This is a genomic window from Rufibacter sp. XAAS-G3-1 (genome assembly GCF_013623775.1).
In the GTDB taxonomy this organism is placed as follows: Bacteria; Bacteroidota; Bacteroidia; order Cytophagales; family Hymenobacteraceae; genus Nibribacter.
In genome coordinates this window covers 1-14,487 of record NZ_JABFAM010000003.1, presented here as the reverse complement: position 1 = coordinate 14,487, position 14,487 = coordinate 1, and the positions used below count along the sequence as shown (strand labels likewise).

Below are 14,487 nucleotides of genomic sequence, written 5' to 3'. Positions count from 1 at the left end.
GGTTAGCAGATGCTTTCGGTTTCCGGGCTGTTTTTCTGAAAGTAGCCTGAAAACGCTGGTGTGAGCGGACGCTTGCGCGGGGAGAGTTTCCCAGAAATGGGCATCTCAAAAACTCTAAGCAGGTTCATTATAAGAGTAAGTGTTTACAGAGGGCCAGGAGGAAATAGTTGTTTGAATAGTATGCAGTTTATTGATCAGATTTTCGAGGAGAGCCCCAACCCAACCTATATAAAAGATTCACAAGGGAGAATCATATGGGCTAACACCGCTTATGCTTTATTGAATGGATGTAGCCTGGCACAACTGCTTGAAAAAGGAGCATTAGATTTTGATTTCTCCTGTGATAGAGATCTGGAAGTGCTTTGCTCAGATGAGATAAGCGAAATAGAGGAATTCTATAAACTCGCAGACGGGAGCGGCGCCTGGTACCTCACCGTAAAAAAGCCGATTGTTCAGCAAAATGGGGAGCGTTGTCTGTTCTCTACCTCTTCAGAAATTACAAATCTTAAGGAAACCATCCAGGTGGCCGAAGACTCCTTTGCGGCCAAAGAGAAATTCCTTGCAGATGTAAGCAGTGAATTAGAGGCTCCAGTCAATGCCATCATTAGCTTGGTTAGGCTTCTCAAGCAGACTTTCATAAGCAAAGATCAAAAACGTTATTTGAATTCGGTTCTGTCCATTTCTGATTACCTTTTAGATGTCCCCAAAGATGTTCTTGAGTATGCCAGAGTTGAAGCAGGAGTCCTGGATTCAACTTCCGAAGTTGTGGATGTTGTCCCTTTCATGGGAAGGATTATTCAATCCTTAACTTCTAAAGCCGCAGAACAGGGGGTAAATATTAAGTTTACAGAACCATTGGTAAAACTGCCTCTTGTAGAAGTTAATCCTGTTTACTTAGATTTAGTCCTGGTTAAGATTATCAAATGTGCCATAAGGTATACAAAGACCAAAGAGGTGCAATTATCGGTTTTTCAGAAAGAGAAACTAGAAGATACGTTGTACCTGCAGTTTTCAATTCATAACATAGGTCTTGATCAGAATGCCGAGGTCTTATCAAAGTTATTCAACTCAGAGAATACGCAGCAGGCGCACAACAAATACAAAAGGAATGGCATTGATTTAGGGGTGTATACCTGCAAAAAACTTATTGACTTACAGGGTGGTAAAGTGTGGCTTGAGGAATCAGACGGCCAAGGAAAAAGTATTGAGTTTATCCTTCCTTTTCCTATTATGCAGAATCTACTTGCTGAGCAAAATAAAAGCCCACAGTATGATAAGGTGCTCCATTCTGAGCAATCAGATACGTTAAATCTACTCTTAGTTGATGCCAGTGAAAGCAGCCAGGAACTAATCAAACGCCAAATCCAACACTGGAACACCTCCGTGGCCATAGCTAAGAGCGGGGAAGAAGGAGTTAAGCTGGCAGCACACGTAAGCTATGATCTAATATTGGTAGATACAGAAAATCCTGGGGTTAATGCCTTTGAGACAGTCGCATTGATTCGTAAATCCGGTAGTCTGAATCAGTTTACCCCCATTGTGGCATTTACGTCTAGCACCAATGATACGGATATTGAAAAGTACAGAGAAGTAGGCTTTACTGATTATTTGAGAAAGCCGTACCATGCTTTTGATCTATACCTTTGTATTTCCAAGAATACCGGGCATTATGCAAGAGAGCAGCAGCAAATACGGAATAAGGAGATAGAACAGGAGCCTCCATTGTTTGATTTCTCGGGACTAGGAAACATGGCAGATGACGCTGTGTTTATCAGGAAAATGCAGAAGTTATTTATAGACATAGTGCCAGGTCAGATTTCAAAGTTGTCCCATGCTGTTCATCGGCAGGAATGGGAAACGGTCGCACTCATTGCCCATAGCCTGAAATCAACCTATGGCAACATCAAAGTTGTTAAAGCTGCCGAAGCAATGAAAAAAGTGGAAGAGCTTTCAAACACGAGAACAAACCTTTCTGAGTTAACCAAATTAATAGTAATTGTAAAAGATACAACCCAAAAAGTAATTGATGTTTTCTCTAAGGAATTAGAAACTATTAAGTAAGAATGAACCTGTTTAGAGTTTTTCATTAACCAACATTTAAAGTAATTTCTCTGGTGCAAGTGCCCATTTATGTCATCGTTTTTAGGCTATTTTTATGAAGACAGGCCAAAAACAGGAGGTTTATCTGGCAGTGGCAAAAGCATCTGTTTATACCGCCGTTTTTAGGCTGTTTTTATGAAAACAGGCATAAAACTCTAAACAGCTTCTATATTTGAGGCTTAGGTTATTTTATCAATTTAAAATAAATTACTTCTTTTTATCCAGATATAAAATAAAACACAAACATTATACCTGTCATGCATTGCTCTATACTCTCCATTTCTTCTTAAAACGGCTGCAGGTCTTTGGATATACTGTTTACCTAATATTCATGTAAAGTTCTATCTAATCAAACTGCTCCCAGAATGGAGTAGTGCTTCCCATAATGGGAATATGGTTGGCGCTAAGTTTTAGATATTTCACTCAAATGCTATTATTTAAGATATTATTGAGATTGGCATGGTAATTTCATAGTCTATCTAAAAATGATAAAAATGAAACAGTGTATACTAATTGTAGACGATGAACCTACCATAGGATTGATACTGGAACATTACTTCTCCAAAGCTTATCAGGTGGTGGTAAAATCGAATGGGAAAGAAGCTATGGCTTGGTTAGAAGAAGGTTACCATGTAGATGCTATAGTTGCTGACTTTGAAATGCCCTACATGAATGGGTTAGATTTTATTAGACAATTAAGGGCAAGCACGCTATTTAGAGATATCCCATTGGTAATGTTGTCTGGTAAAGAAGAGTCAAAAAATAAGATTCTTTGTCTCAAGAGCGGTGCAGATGACTATATGATAAAGCCTTTCAATCCCGAAGAATTAGAGATAAGAATTAAGAATGTTCTGAAAAGGGTAAAGATTTCTTAAGGTATTAAGAACATGCGGGTTATTTATCTTTCACCGGACTGTCAGGAAGCTATTAAGTTTGAGGCTGAGTTTGGCCAGAACATAGAGATAACGCATTTTGATAACCCTAAACTCTTTTTACAATCACTGGAAAATGGAGCGCACTATGATATTATCATAAATGCGGCAATGCCAGGCTCCCCTTTAGGGGTTAATTTACTAAGAGCCGTAAAGGATAAATGGGGGTTGACTATTCCAATGATCTGGTTAGCAAATAGTCCGGTTCCGCCCACCTTGCAAAGAATGTTAATGTCTGCAGGGGTCTCTGATATTTTTTACCAAAATCCAGACAAGGAAAAATTAATCACAAGAATAAACTATTTGGCTAAAGCCAAAAAAATGGACATTGACCCGAAAAGTAATAGTGTTTTCGCTTACAAATATCCACTGGGCAAAAGAGTATTTGATATAGTGGTGGCTTCAACAGCCTTGATCTGTCTCTCTCCCATTCTGTTAGTGATAACGCTTCTCATTAAACTTGAATCTAAAGGCCCTGCTTTTTACTATTCTTACAGAGTAGGGACTGGCTTCAAGATATTTAAGTTCTGGAAATTTAGATCTATGCGCCAAGATGCAGATCAACTGCTTGACTCCATCAAGGTATTCAATCAGTACCAGGTTCCGGTTGGTGAAAGCAAGGAAGAAGAAGGATATACGCTTTGTTCTGCCTGCTTAGAAAGCGGTTCAGGATGTGCAAACCAATTGATAGACGAGCGCGGAAAACTGATTTGTGAGCAACACTATATAGAATCAAAGAAGAATAAGGCCGGTGCTGCCTTTATAAAGATTGCGAATGATCCAAGAATTACCCGTTTAGGAATGTTTCTTAGAAATACCAGCATTGATGAATTACCGCAATTGTATAATGTGCTCAGAGGGGACATGTCTATTGTAGGTAATAGACCATTGCCCATTTACGAAGCTGAAAAAATAACTACTGACGAATACGCCGCCCGATTTATTGCGCCAGCCGGCATCACCGGTTTGTGGCAGGTAAGTAAGCGTGGCAAAGGAAATATGTCAGAGTCTGAGCGGAAGGCCTTGGATATTGAATATGCCCAGAAGTTCTCTTTCAGGAAAGACCTGTATATCCTTCTAAAAACTGTTCCTGCAATGTTTCAAAAAGAAAATGTTTAATAATGCCGTATATGAAAAAACTTTCACTTGCAATTTTCCTAGTCTTAAATGGTCTGATGGCCTTTGCCCAAACCACCCCCCCTCAGGGAGCCAGCTGGGAAATAAAGCTTTTCCATTCTGAATATGCACTCCCTATCTTAATTGATGCGGCCATTGCTAATGCCGCAGAGTTGGAGAATATGGATGCAGCCAAGCTAATGGCCCAGGAAGAACGAAAAATTGTTCGCAAAAGCTTCTATAGCAACTTTGCTTTGAACTCAGCCTACCAATATGGTACATGGGAGAACTTTGGATTCGCTGGCGAGGCAGTCAATTCTTTCAATGCTTTTGACTCTCCTTTGCGGGCAAGGTATACGATGGGTTTTACAGTAGCATTGCCTTTAGGGCAACTTCTTAGCAGACATAATCTCATTAAGAAACAGGATTTGGCTATCGCACAGGTTGAGGGAAGTAGAAAGGTTGCCGAGAAACAAATAAGGCAACAAGTGATTACCCTCTACCAAAATATTGTGCTGGCAAAATCACAGTTAGAACTTCAGCAGCAAGCGTACCAATCGGCAGTGGTAACAAATAAACTTGCTGAGAAACAATTTAAAAGTGGAGATATTCTGATTGATGCTATGTCAAGTGTGCAACAGGCATATACCAGCACGGCAGTGGCCTTGCAATCAGCTAAGGTAAACTACGAGACCACGCTTATGATGATGGAAGAGGCAATTGGAACGAGATTAATAGACTTAATAAAAAGCAAATGAAACTAACAGAAATTTTTAAAATTATACGCCGTAACTGGTTTTTGCTCGTTGCAGTGACTTCAGTTACTGCGGCATCTATCTATTTCTTTGTCAAAGATAATGATGATGAGTATACATCCTATACCACTATTTATACCGGCATAGCAACAGGGTATGATCTTAACAGCGTTTCGGCAAATAATAACCAACACAAAGCAGCTGTTAATGCTTTTGCTAACTTAATCTCTATCATAGACTCCAGGGATATCAGAAAACAATTGGGTTTTCATCTTTTAGCTTCTCACCTGATGCTAAAAGCCCATGACCCCAATGTAGTAAAAGAGAACTCTTATGAAAAGTTGCAGGAAGCCGTACCCGCCTCACTCAAAAGTAAATTAGTAGGTGCAACTGTTAAAGAGACAGCTCAGAACTTGTCTAGTTACTATAATGTAAGTAAGAAAAACGTGATCCGGGACATTCTTCATTCAGATGAATTTGATTATTCTGGTGCAATGTCAGCTTCTGAAGATACTAAATCAGCGATTGAAGCTAAACGGATTAGTGATAGTGACCTCTTGCAAATTTCTTTTACCTCTACTGATCCGGCTTTGTGTAAGAATGCACTAGAGATTCTAACCCAACTTTTTATAGATAAGCAAAAGAATCTGCATACTGCTCAATCTGAGTCTGTGGTTGATTATTTTACTACTGCTTCTAATAACTCATTACAAAAGCTAAAAGTAGCAGAAGCGAATTTGCTTGCTTTCCAAAAAGCAAACGGAATTATTGATTACAACTCCCAAGTGGAGAATACTGCCTCTGAGAAGAATACTTTACTTGGTAAGTACAATGATCTGGAGACTGAATACGCAGGAGCACTGGCCACTTTGCGTTCCCTTGAGCAAAGCATGAAATCCAGAGGGGTGCCAAACTTGTATAGCCAAGAAGTGCTGAGGCTTAAAAACAGGCTTTCAAATGTCCAGACGCAAATTGCTGAACTTGAATTATTGAATAGAGGCAATACCAGTAGCGCTCAATCCAACAGACTGACGGCTTTAAGGAATGAGGCCGATGAGCTTTCTGAAAAGATGTTGAACTCAGTTGATAAGCATTATGCCAACACCCGTTCTAATGAAGGAATGCCAATGGGATCTGTGCTAACGGATTGGGTTAGGGCTACCTTCTTAGTTGAGGAATTAAGAAGCAAATTGAGTTTGGTGAACAAGCAAAAAGGAGAGTATGCGCAAGAGTATACCAAACTTTTGCCTTTGGGCGGAGAGAATAAGAGATTGATCAGAGAGGTAGATCTAGCGGAGAAGGAGTACTTGGCCCAATTAGACGGATTAAAAGAAAGTAAGTTAAACCAGCAGAATATTGAGCTTACCTCACAACTTAAGGTGGTTGATCCGCCTTTCCAGCCAAGTAGCCCAGCCATCTTTACACGTTTACTTCTTGTCCTGTTCGGTTCATTTAGTGTGTTTCTCTTAACCTTAGGAGCCTTATTGGCCAACGCTTTACTAGACCAATCATTACGGAAGCCCTCTGTTGCAGCCAGAAAAATGCAGTATCCTGTTTTTGGGATTTTGCCTGCCACAGATACGTCAAACTCTAAGCACTTACAACTTGCCCAAAGAGCCGAAGACCATCTTGCCCGCCAGCTTATTCTTAAGATGGGGCAGAAAACAAATTCAGGGCCTTTTGTAGTGGGGGTATTAAGTAGCATGTCAGGTGAAGGCAAAACCGAGCTTTGCAATGCTTTGGCTAGTAACCTGATTTCAATGGGTATCGAAACCCAGGTCTTATATCCTGAAAGTCATAAGGGGATGATCAGTCCTGACGCCCACACCAATTTCTATGCTCCACTTCAGGGTGTGTTAACAGATGCCTCCATAAGTGACTTAGCTGGATTTGATTACCTGAACAATGCCGTAGTTCTGGTAGAGTTTCCGGCAGTACTAGAAGATACCTATCCCGTATCTTTATTTAAACACCTAGATCTGGTTTTATTGACGGTAAAAGCAGACCGTGTTTGGCAACAGGCAGATAAAACTATGTTTGAGAGCATTCAAAAAGCTACCAATGCGCCTATTGAAACTGTTCTTAGCTCAGTAAATCAGGATGATGCAAAGGAAATGGTAATAGTACGACCTAATAGCTTTCTTCAGGAACAGAAAGTGCTTCCATCTCCTAAAAGTTACCCCGCTCTAGAAAAAGCATAAGAGCTTTCTCCCCAAACACTTTTATATAGTCTCTTTCCACCGCAGAAACAATAAAGTTGTTAATCTGTGGTGGAAAGAGACTAATAAAGCAAAGTCGGTTACTTACTATATAGCACAAAGGAATATATCTCCATGGAGCAGATTGCAACATCTTCAAACAAAAGAACATCATACTTTTTAATACCATTTGTAGTTATTGCTGCTATTGGTATTGGCTGGTTGACAGCTCAGGTTGGTTTTCTGCTGCCAGGGTTATTACTAGCCGCTTTACTTACCTTACCCTTTATTTATGCCATTTTCAGAGAGCCCAGAGTAGGTATTGTCTCTTTCATTATCTACTGCTTTATTTATATCTTATTTACCAGAGAAATTGGACACTTTCAATACTTATATGTTATTGAAGGTTTACTTGTGCTTACCTGGTTGGCTGCTATTTTCCATACTACTAAGCAGTACGATTGGTCATATCTTAGGAATGAAATCTGCGTTCTTGGAGCAATCTGGATGCTGATAAATGTTCTCGAATTATTTAACCCAGCTGGTTCTAGTTTGCTGGGCTGGATGGTTGAGGTACGCTACCATCTGCTTTGGATTTTAACTGTGCCCCTTTGCATGGTTATTTTCAATACAAAAAAAGACTTAAATACATTTTTAATTCTTCTTATTTGTATGTCTCTGTTGGCTACGGCTAACGGGATTAAACAGATTACCCTTGGATTGTTTCCAGGTGAATCTGAATGGTTAGATACTTATGGGTATTTGACCCACCTAATTTGGGGAGAGTTACGTGTTTTTTCATTCTACTCAGATGCAAGCCAGTTTGGTGCTTCTCAGGCTCAGATGTTTGTAATTGCATTTACGTTAGCGTTGGGGCCTTTTAAAAAGTGGAAGAGAATTTTGTGTGGTTTAGCCGCACTTGCTTTCTTGTATGGTGAATCTATTTCAGGAACTAGAGGTGCTATTTTTACGCTATTTGTTGGCTTAGGAGTAGTTTTGTTAATCAATAAGAACCTTAAAGTAATAGGAATAGCCCTTGTAATTGCTGTGGTAGGGTTTTGCTTCCTGAAGTTTACTTTCATAGGTGAAAGCCACTTTGAAATAAGAAGGATGCGTTCTGCCCTTAACGCAAACGATGCCTCCTTCAATATCAGGTTAAGTAACCAAATGAAGCTTCAGGATTACTTACAGTCACGCCCTTTTGGAGGTGGGGTAGGTGCCATGGGGTATTCCGGTGTAAAGTACAACTCTGGCACTTACCTTGCTTCTATTCCACCAGATAGTTATTGGGTAAAGGTCTGGGCGGAGTATGGCATTGTAGGCTTCGTGATTTGGATAAGTATGATGATGTACATAATAGGGAAAAGCTGTGGGATTGTATGGAATACCAAAGACAGAGGTTTACGATTTAAATTGACTGCTCTTACTGCAGGCTTCACAGGAATTATCATAAGCAGTTATGGAAACGAGATTATGAATATGTTTCCGTCTTCTATGATTCTATTTGTTTCCTTTGCCTTTATTTTCTTGGGGCCTAAGCTAGATAGAGAAGCACAATTATCAAATACCAATGCATAGCCCACTTGTTTCCATTATCTCGGTGAATTATAACCAGGCGGCAGTGACCTGTGACATGGTGTCTTCGCTCCGGAAGGTTAGTTACCCTAACATTGAGATTATAGTAGTAGACAATGCTTCGCCTACAGATGACCCTACTTTGATAAAGGATCTGTACCCAGAAGTGAAGCTTATAAGATCTTCTGTCAACTTAGGCTTTGCCGGTGGGAACAATCTGGGAATAGCTAATGCTTCTGGCGAATTGCTTCTCTTTCTAAATAATGATACTGAGGTAGAGCCCAACTTTTTAGAACCCTTAGTAAGCCTTTTTCAGCAGGATAGTAAAGTTGGGATAGCATCGCCTAAAATCATTTATTATGACACTGATGGGTTGATTCAATATGCGGGCTCTAAAGGCATTAATTCATGGACAGGTAGGAGTGTCACCATTGGTCAATTAGAGAGCGACAATGGGCAATATAACATCACGGTTCCTACTGTACTGGCAGATGGTGCTGCCATGATGGTGCCAATGGAAGTGATCAAAAAGGTGGGCTTAATGCCAGAGCTGTACTTCCTGTATTATGAAGAACTAGACTGGTGCGAGATGATCAAAAGGGCCGGGTATACTTGCCAGTATGTAGGCGAGTCTACCGTCTATCATAAAGAATCTGTGTCTGTAGGTAAGTCATCGGTTTTAAAAACTTACTATATGAACAGGAACAGATTGCTTTTCATAAGAAGAAACATCACCGGTTGGCCGTTATGGACAAGCATTCTAATTTTTCTATTGGCCGCAGTTCCTAAGAAGTTGCTGGAGTTTAGCATCCAATTAGAAGGAAAACACCTAAAGGCTATTGGACGAGGCTTATGGTGGAACTTAACTCACTATGACATTCACAAGGCGAACCAGTTCACTTCCAGCAATAGGAACAAACCTGAAGAGTTAGTTCTACCAATCTAGCCACAAAATAGTATCAAAAGTGTCAAAAAGCCTTTCAGAAACATCTTTCACTACTAAATTCTGAATAAGTAGAGGTATGGGTGCAGTTGTTAACAAATATTTGTTTAAGTAAGGAGTTGAATACAGTTATGTTTCTAATTGAATTACTCGGGAATAGCATACTTTATAGCATAGGGATTTACCTTTTGTTTAATTGTTGCTATTTGCTTTTCTTCTCATTAGCTGGCCACAGGAAAATCAAGCCTTTACAGGTAATGGTAAAGAAGAGCCGCCGTTTCTGTATTCTGATACCAGCATATCGTGAAAATGAAGTGGTGATAGAGACAAGTCAGGCTGCCTTAAACCACAACTATGCTGGAGAATTTGATGTGTTTGTTATAGCAGATGGCTTACAACCTGAGACTATTGTAAAACTGAAAAGTACAGGTGTAAAAGTTATAGAAGTAGCTTTTGAGAAAAGTACGAAGGGAAAAGCACTTTCTGCTGCACTTGATCAAATACCAGATAAAACGTATGATATTGCTGCCATTTTGGATGTTGATAATATCATGGGGTCTGATTTCATGCAGGAGGTTAATAAAGCCTTTGGAGCAGGCTACAGAGTAGTTCAGGCGCATAGGACAGCCAAGAACATGGATTCTTCATTCGCCTTCCTAGATGCATGCAATGAAGAAATAAACAACCACATCTATAGGAAAGGGCATTATGCAATTGGTATGTCTTCTGCCTTGATTGGTTCTGGTATGGCTTTTGGGTTTACATACCTGAAAGAACTCTTGATTGGAATAGGGGAAACAGTTGGTGAAGACAAAGAGCTGGATTTCAGAATTGTGAAAGATCAGGAAAAGATATGCTACCTGGATAAGGTGTTTGTTTATGACGAGAAAATAGAAAATGCCAAAGTCTTTACTCAACAGAGAACAAGGTGGATTGCTGCCCAGGTAGAGTTCCTTAAAAAGTATGCCGCAGAAGGTGTGATCCAACTGATAAGACACGGTAACTTTGAATTCTTTAACAAAGTTGTGCAAGCATTCTTAGTTCCCAGGGTGCTTTTGATAGGTATTCTAGGCGTTTTTTTCCTGTCTTCCTTCATTCTGCCGGTAGGCCCGTCTCCACTCTTTTGGGCAGTGCAGTTATTCATGCTTAGTGCCGCTTTGTTTATTGCTTTGCCAGCACGTTTTTATAAGAGCAAGAGGCTATGGCAAGCTATGTTCCAGCTTCCTTACGCCCTGTTCTGTATGGTAAAAGCATTGTTTCAACTCAAGAAAGCTAAAACATCTTTCCTTTCAACTCCGCATAAGGTGAAAGCTGTGTCTACCGAAGTGAATATTTGACATTACAAAATTTTTAATGATATGCCTTTCGAGATTTTTACTTTCCCAGCCTTGGTTTTCTTAGTGATAGGTTTCATAAGTGGGCTGAATACCAGCAAGAAGAATCAAAATTAGTTAGCTTAAGTAATACGTATAATGGAAGTTCTTGAGATTACCTTTTGGGTTGCTTTAGCTATTGTATTCTATACTTACTTTGGATACGCTGTAGTGGCGTGGTTTTTGGCTAAACTTAAAGTAGCCTTAACAGAGCCCAAGGTATTAAGAGTGTATGAGCCTGAAGTTACCCTTGTGGTGCCAGCCTACAATGAAGCCCCCATTCTGGAAAGTAAGATTGAAAATTGTTTGTCTTTGGATTACCCGGCTGCAAAGCTTCAAATTGTCTTTATTACCGATGGTTCCACAGACAATGCTGCCGAAGTATTGGCGAACTATCCTCAAATCCTGCACTTACACTCTCCTGTTAGGGGAGGGAAAGCAATGGCAGAAAATAGAGCCATGCAATTTGTAAAGACTCCGTACGTAATTTTCACAGACTGTAATTCTTTTTTAAACAAGGAAGCGGTTAGGGAAATGGTGAAGCATTACCAAGACCAGAGTGTTGGGGCGGTATCAGGAGAAAAGAAGGTACTCTCCCTTGATTCTTCACCTGGGGCCGGAGAGGGCATGTATTGGAAATATGAGTCCTTTCTAAAGAAATGCGATTCAGATATCTATAGCCTGATGGGAGCTGCTGGTGAGTTAGTCTCCTTTAGAACAGACTTGTTCCAACCTCTTGAAAAAGATACTATCCTAGATGACTTTGTCCAATCATTGAGAATAGTGGAAAAAGGGTTTAAGGTGGTATATGAACCAAGTGCTTATGCGTCAGAGACTCCTTCTACCTCCATAGCTGAAGAAATGAAACGCAAAGTAAGAATTTGCGCAGGAGGGTGGCAGTCAATGGTGCGGTTAGGCGCTTTGCTAAATCCGTTCAACCAACCTCTGGTTACGTTCCTTTACGTATCACACCGAGTGCTCCGCTGGAGTTTAGCTCCGCTGATGCTTGCCCTTATGCTACCAATAAGCTTGCTGCTTGCTTGGGACAAAAGTGGCATCTATACTTTTCTTTTTGTTTCACAAGTGCTTTTCTATCTAGCCTCCTGGTTGGGTTGGCAAGCAGAGGTAAAAGGCAAGAAAATTAAAGTTCTATTACTTCCCCTATATTTCAGCATGATGAATGTGGCGGTTTTTGCAGGATTCTTCAGGTTTGTAAGAAATGCTCAACCAGCTGCCTGGGAGAAGGCTGACAGGGCAGTGATTCCTTCTACAAGTATTAGCCAATAGGGTTAAGCATTTATTGTGTATCGCGAAGAGGTCATTCAGAATTGTTAAAGAAGTAACGAATTGAGCTACATACAAAAAATAAAGGGAGATCCCCGGCTAAAGGCATTGGCTCTTTATCTGTTGATGCCTAAGAACCAGGCTAGACCACGCTGGTGGGTGCAGCAGTTTATGAATCCTTTTTATCACAAAAAAGGAGCCAATGCAGTATTTCGGGGCAAATCGCGGTTAGATGTTCTGCCTTTCAATTCTTTCAAGGTTGGTAGCGGCTCTGTGATTGAAGACTATGCCGTAGTGAATAACGGGATGGGGCATGTGCACATAGGCGATGATACATTTGTAGGTCTGTTTGATGTAGTAATTGGCCCGGTCACTATAGGCAATCATGTTATAATTGCCCAACATGTAGTTATTTCAGGGTTAAATCATGGGTATGAAAACGTACACATGCCTATAAAAGACCAGCCTTGTACCACCGCTGAAATTGTTATCGAAGATGATTGCTGGATTGGAGCCAATGCTGTAATTACGGCTGGCGTACGAATAGGAAAACATTCAGTAGTGGCAGCAGGCAGTGTGGTCACCAAAGATGTTCCGCCTTTCTCCATAGTAGGGGGCAATCCAGCCCGTTTATTGAAAGAGTATAACCCAGCCCTTGCTGTATGGGAGAAAGTCCAGAAGATTGATAAAAACCAGGGCATACTTAAAGGAAAAGAGATTGGTGTTTAGAAAGGTTAGCTCTTTAGATGATAACCGAAGAAAATACCGACTTTTGCATTTCAATATTATTTAATTAAAGTGCCGGGCAATGGCCTAATTTCAACGCTAAAGAGCTTGTTATGAGACAATTAAAAAATCCAGAGTGGATAGATGAGTTAAAGTTTGAATATGACAACTTTGACCAGATACCTTCTCATGTATTTGACAAGATAAATAGTGACTTAGATAAGGTGCTAAGTAAGGAGCCTTTGGTGAGCATTGTGATGACCGCTTGGAATGAGGAAGTTAATTTGCTCAGAACTATAGCGAGTCTGTCAAAAATGAAAACGCAGATTCCATTTGAAATAATTGTCATTAACAACAATTCTCAGGATAGAACCCAGGATACAATGGACAACTTGCACATAAAACGGTTGTTCCAACCTAAGCAGGGGTGTGGATTTGCGCGTCAACTGGGCATGGAACACGCCGCTGGTAAATACATTCTATTAGCAGATGCAGATTGTTATTATCCCTCTTGCTGGGTAGATGAAATGATGGATGTCCTTAGACAGCCCAATGTAGTTTGTGTGTATGGCAGGTATTCATTTATAAGTGAAGAAGGATTCCCTAGATGGAAGTTAACTTTACTTGAGATTATGAAGGACATGTTTGCTGAGATAAGGCACATCAAACGGCCATATTATAATTCCTTTGGGTTAAGCATGGGCTTTGTTAAAGAACATGGTATGAAGGTGGGATTTGTTCCTTCAAAATGGAGGGGAGATGATGGCATGCTTTGCCTGGGTTTGATGAAATATGGTAAAATCAAACAAGTTCGCTCCAATAAAGCCAGAGCCTGGACTGAACCAAGAACTTTGAAACGTAGCGGCTCATTTTCTCAAGTTTTGAAAGAAAGGATCTTAATTGAAGCAAAGCGTTTTAAGGGCAATTTCAATTCAAAAATGCCAAAAGATATGAGTATGATGGAGTAGTTTGGTTGTGTTTTTGAAAAAAGAGACTAGAAACAGGCTAATCTCATGACAAAACGAGGTGTCTTTGGGGTGGTGCTAACGGCAAGGTAATTAACTCACAAGATCAATCAACTTACAAATTCTATAGCCTGAAGTTTGGGGAGGTAAAGGTGTCTGGCATTTTGTACAAGCAGAAATCCTTTGTAACTATGAAGCTGTTTAGTGTTTTATGCCTGTTTTCATAAAAGTAGCCTAAAAACGACGGTACCAGCGGACGCTTGCGACAGTGTACAAATAACTCCCTTGTTTTTGGCCTATTTTCATGAAAATAGCTTAAAAATGACGGCACCAGCGGAGGCTTGCACCAGAGGAATTGCTATAAAGGCCAGTTAATGAGAAACTCTAAACAGGTTCTATACAAGTAGTATCCCCACTGAACTTTTAAATATGGCGAGCGCCCCCTATTATTTTCCAGATGTCACGTTGCTGGTCACGCACTACAACCGCAGCGGCTCCCTTGAGCGGCTGCTGGGTTCCT

11 protein-coding genes are annotated in these 14,487 nt (G+C 40.4%); all 11 read left to right on the top strand.

Going from position 1 to position 14,487, the window contains the following annotated elements; genetic code table 11:
* Positions 1 to 180: 180 nt before the first annotated feature.
* On the top strand, positions 181 to 2,061 hold the full coding sequence (locus HHO50_RS00920; protein ID WP_181304131.1) for a PAS domain-containing sensor histidine kinase: 1,881 nt from the start codon (positions 181 to 183) through the stop codon (positions 2,059 to 2,061).
* Between the two features lie 533 nt (positions 2,062 to 2,594).
* Positions 2,595 to 2,975 (top strand): response regulator transcription factor, encoded by a 381-nt coding sequence (locus HHO50_RS00915; protein WP_181304130.1) that lies wholly within the window; start codon positions 2,595 to 2,597, stop codon positions 2,973 to 2,975.
* A 12-nt stretch (positions 2,976 to 2,987) separates the two neighbouring features.
* Positions 2,988 to 4,151, top strand: a complete 1,164-nt coding sequence (locus tag HHO50_RS00910; RefSeq protein ID WP_219921412.1) for a sugar transferase — start codon at positions 2,988 to 2,990, stop codon at positions 4,149 to 4,151.
* Between the two features lie 11 nt (positions 4,152 to 4,162).
* Positions 4,163 to 4,906: a TolC family protein gene (locus HHO50_RS00905; protein ID WP_181304129.1), complete on the top strand. Its 744-nt coding sequence runs from the start codon at positions 4,163 to 4,165 to the stop codon at positions 4,904 to 4,906.
* Positions 4,903 to 7,104 carry a Wzz/FepE/Etk N-terminal domain-containing protein gene (locus tag HHO50_RS00900; protein ID WP_181304128.1) on the top strand — a complete coding sequence of 734 codons (2,202 nt, stop codon included), beginning with the start codon at positions 4,903 to 4,905 and terminating at the stop codon, positions 7,102 to 7,104. The genes HHO50_RS00905 and HHO50_RS00900 overlap by 4 nt, the downstream gene beginning before the upstream one ends.
* 132 nt (positions 7,105 to 7,236) lie before the next feature.
* Positions 7,237 to 8,679 carry an O-antigen ligase gene (locus tag HHO50_RS00895; RefSeq protein ID WP_181304127.1) on the top strand — a complete coding sequence of 481 codons (1,443 nt, stop codon included), beginning with the start codon at positions 7,237 to 7,239 and terminating at the stop codon, positions 8,677 to 8,679.
* A complete protein-coding gene (locus tag HHO50_RS00890) occupies positions 8,672 to 9,622 on the top strand; it encodes a glycosyltransferase family 2 protein (RefSeq protein WP_181304126.1) in 951 nt (316 codons plus the stop codon). The genes HHO50_RS00895 and HHO50_RS00890 overlap by 8 nt, the downstream gene beginning before the upstream one ends.
* Before the next feature lie 254 nt (positions 9,623 to 9,876).
* On the top strand, positions 9,877 to 10,956 hold the full coding sequence (locus HHO50_RS00885) for a glycosyltransferase family 2 protein (protein WP_181304125.1): 1,080 nt from the start codon (positions 9,877 to 9,879) through the stop codon (positions 10,954 to 10,956).
* A 135-nt stretch (positions 10,957 to 11,091) separates the two neighbouring features.
* Positions 11,092 to 12,279: a glycosyltransferase family 2 protein gene (locus HHO50_RS00880; RefSeq protein ID WP_181304124.1), complete on the top strand. Its 1,188-nt coding sequence runs from the start codon at positions 11,092 to 11,094 to the stop codon at positions 12,277 to 12,279.
* A 60-nt stretch (positions 12,280 to 12,339) separates the two neighbouring features.
* Complete coding sequence (locus HHO50_RS00875) at positions 12,340 to 13,005, top strand: DapH/DapD/GlmU-related protein (protein WP_255478543.1); 666 nt, start codon at positions 12,340 to 12,342, stop codon at positions 13,003 to 13,005.
* Positions 13,006 to 13,115: 110 nt separating this feature from the next.
* Complete coding sequence (locus HHO50_RS00870) at positions 13,116 to 13,970, top strand: glycosyltransferase family 2 protein (RefSeq protein WP_181304123.1); 855 nt, start codon at positions 13,116 to 13,118, stop codon at positions 13,968 to 13,970.
* Positions 13,971 to 14,487 lie beyond the last annotated feature (517 nt).

Coding starts and splice junctions, on each gene's coding strand:
- HHO50_RS00920 (WP_181304131.1), top strand. CDS start 181: ATGCAGTTTATTGATCAGATTTTCGAGGAGAGCCCCAACCCAACCTAT.
- HHO50_RS00915 (WP_181304130.1), top strand. CDS start 2,595: ATGAAACAGTGTATACTAATTGTAGACGATGAACCTACCATAGGATTG.
- HHO50_RS00910 (WP_219921412.1), top strand. CDS start 2,988: ATGCGGGTTATTTATCTTTCACCGGACTGTCAGGAAGCTATTAAGTTT.
- HHO50_RS00905 (WP_181304129.1), top strand. CDS start 4,163: ATGAAAAAACTTTCACTTGCAATTTTCCTAGTCTTAAATGGTCTGATG.
- HHO50_RS00900 (WP_181304128.1), top strand. CDS start 4,903: ATGAAACTAACAGAAATTTTTAAAATTATACGCCGTAACTGGTTTTTG.
- HHO50_RS00895 (WP_181304127.1), top strand. CDS start 7,237: ATGGAGCAGATTGCAACATCTTCAAACAAAAGAACATCATACTTTTTA.
- HHO50_RS00890 (WP_181304126.1), top strand. CDS start 8,672: ATGCATAGCCCACTTGTTTCCATTATCTCGGTGAATTATAACCAGGCG.
- HHO50_RS00885 (WP_181304125.1), top strand. CDS start 9,877: ATGGTAAAGAAGAGCCGCCGTTTCTGTATTCTGATACCAGCATATCGT.
- HHO50_RS00880 (WP_181304124.1), top strand. CDS start 11,092: ATGGAAGTTCTTGAGATTACCTTTTGGGTTGCTTTAGCTATTGTATTC.
- HHO50_RS00870 (WP_181304123.1), top strand. CDS start 13,116: ATGAGACAATTAAAAAATCCAGAGTGGATAGATGAGTTAAAGTTTGAA.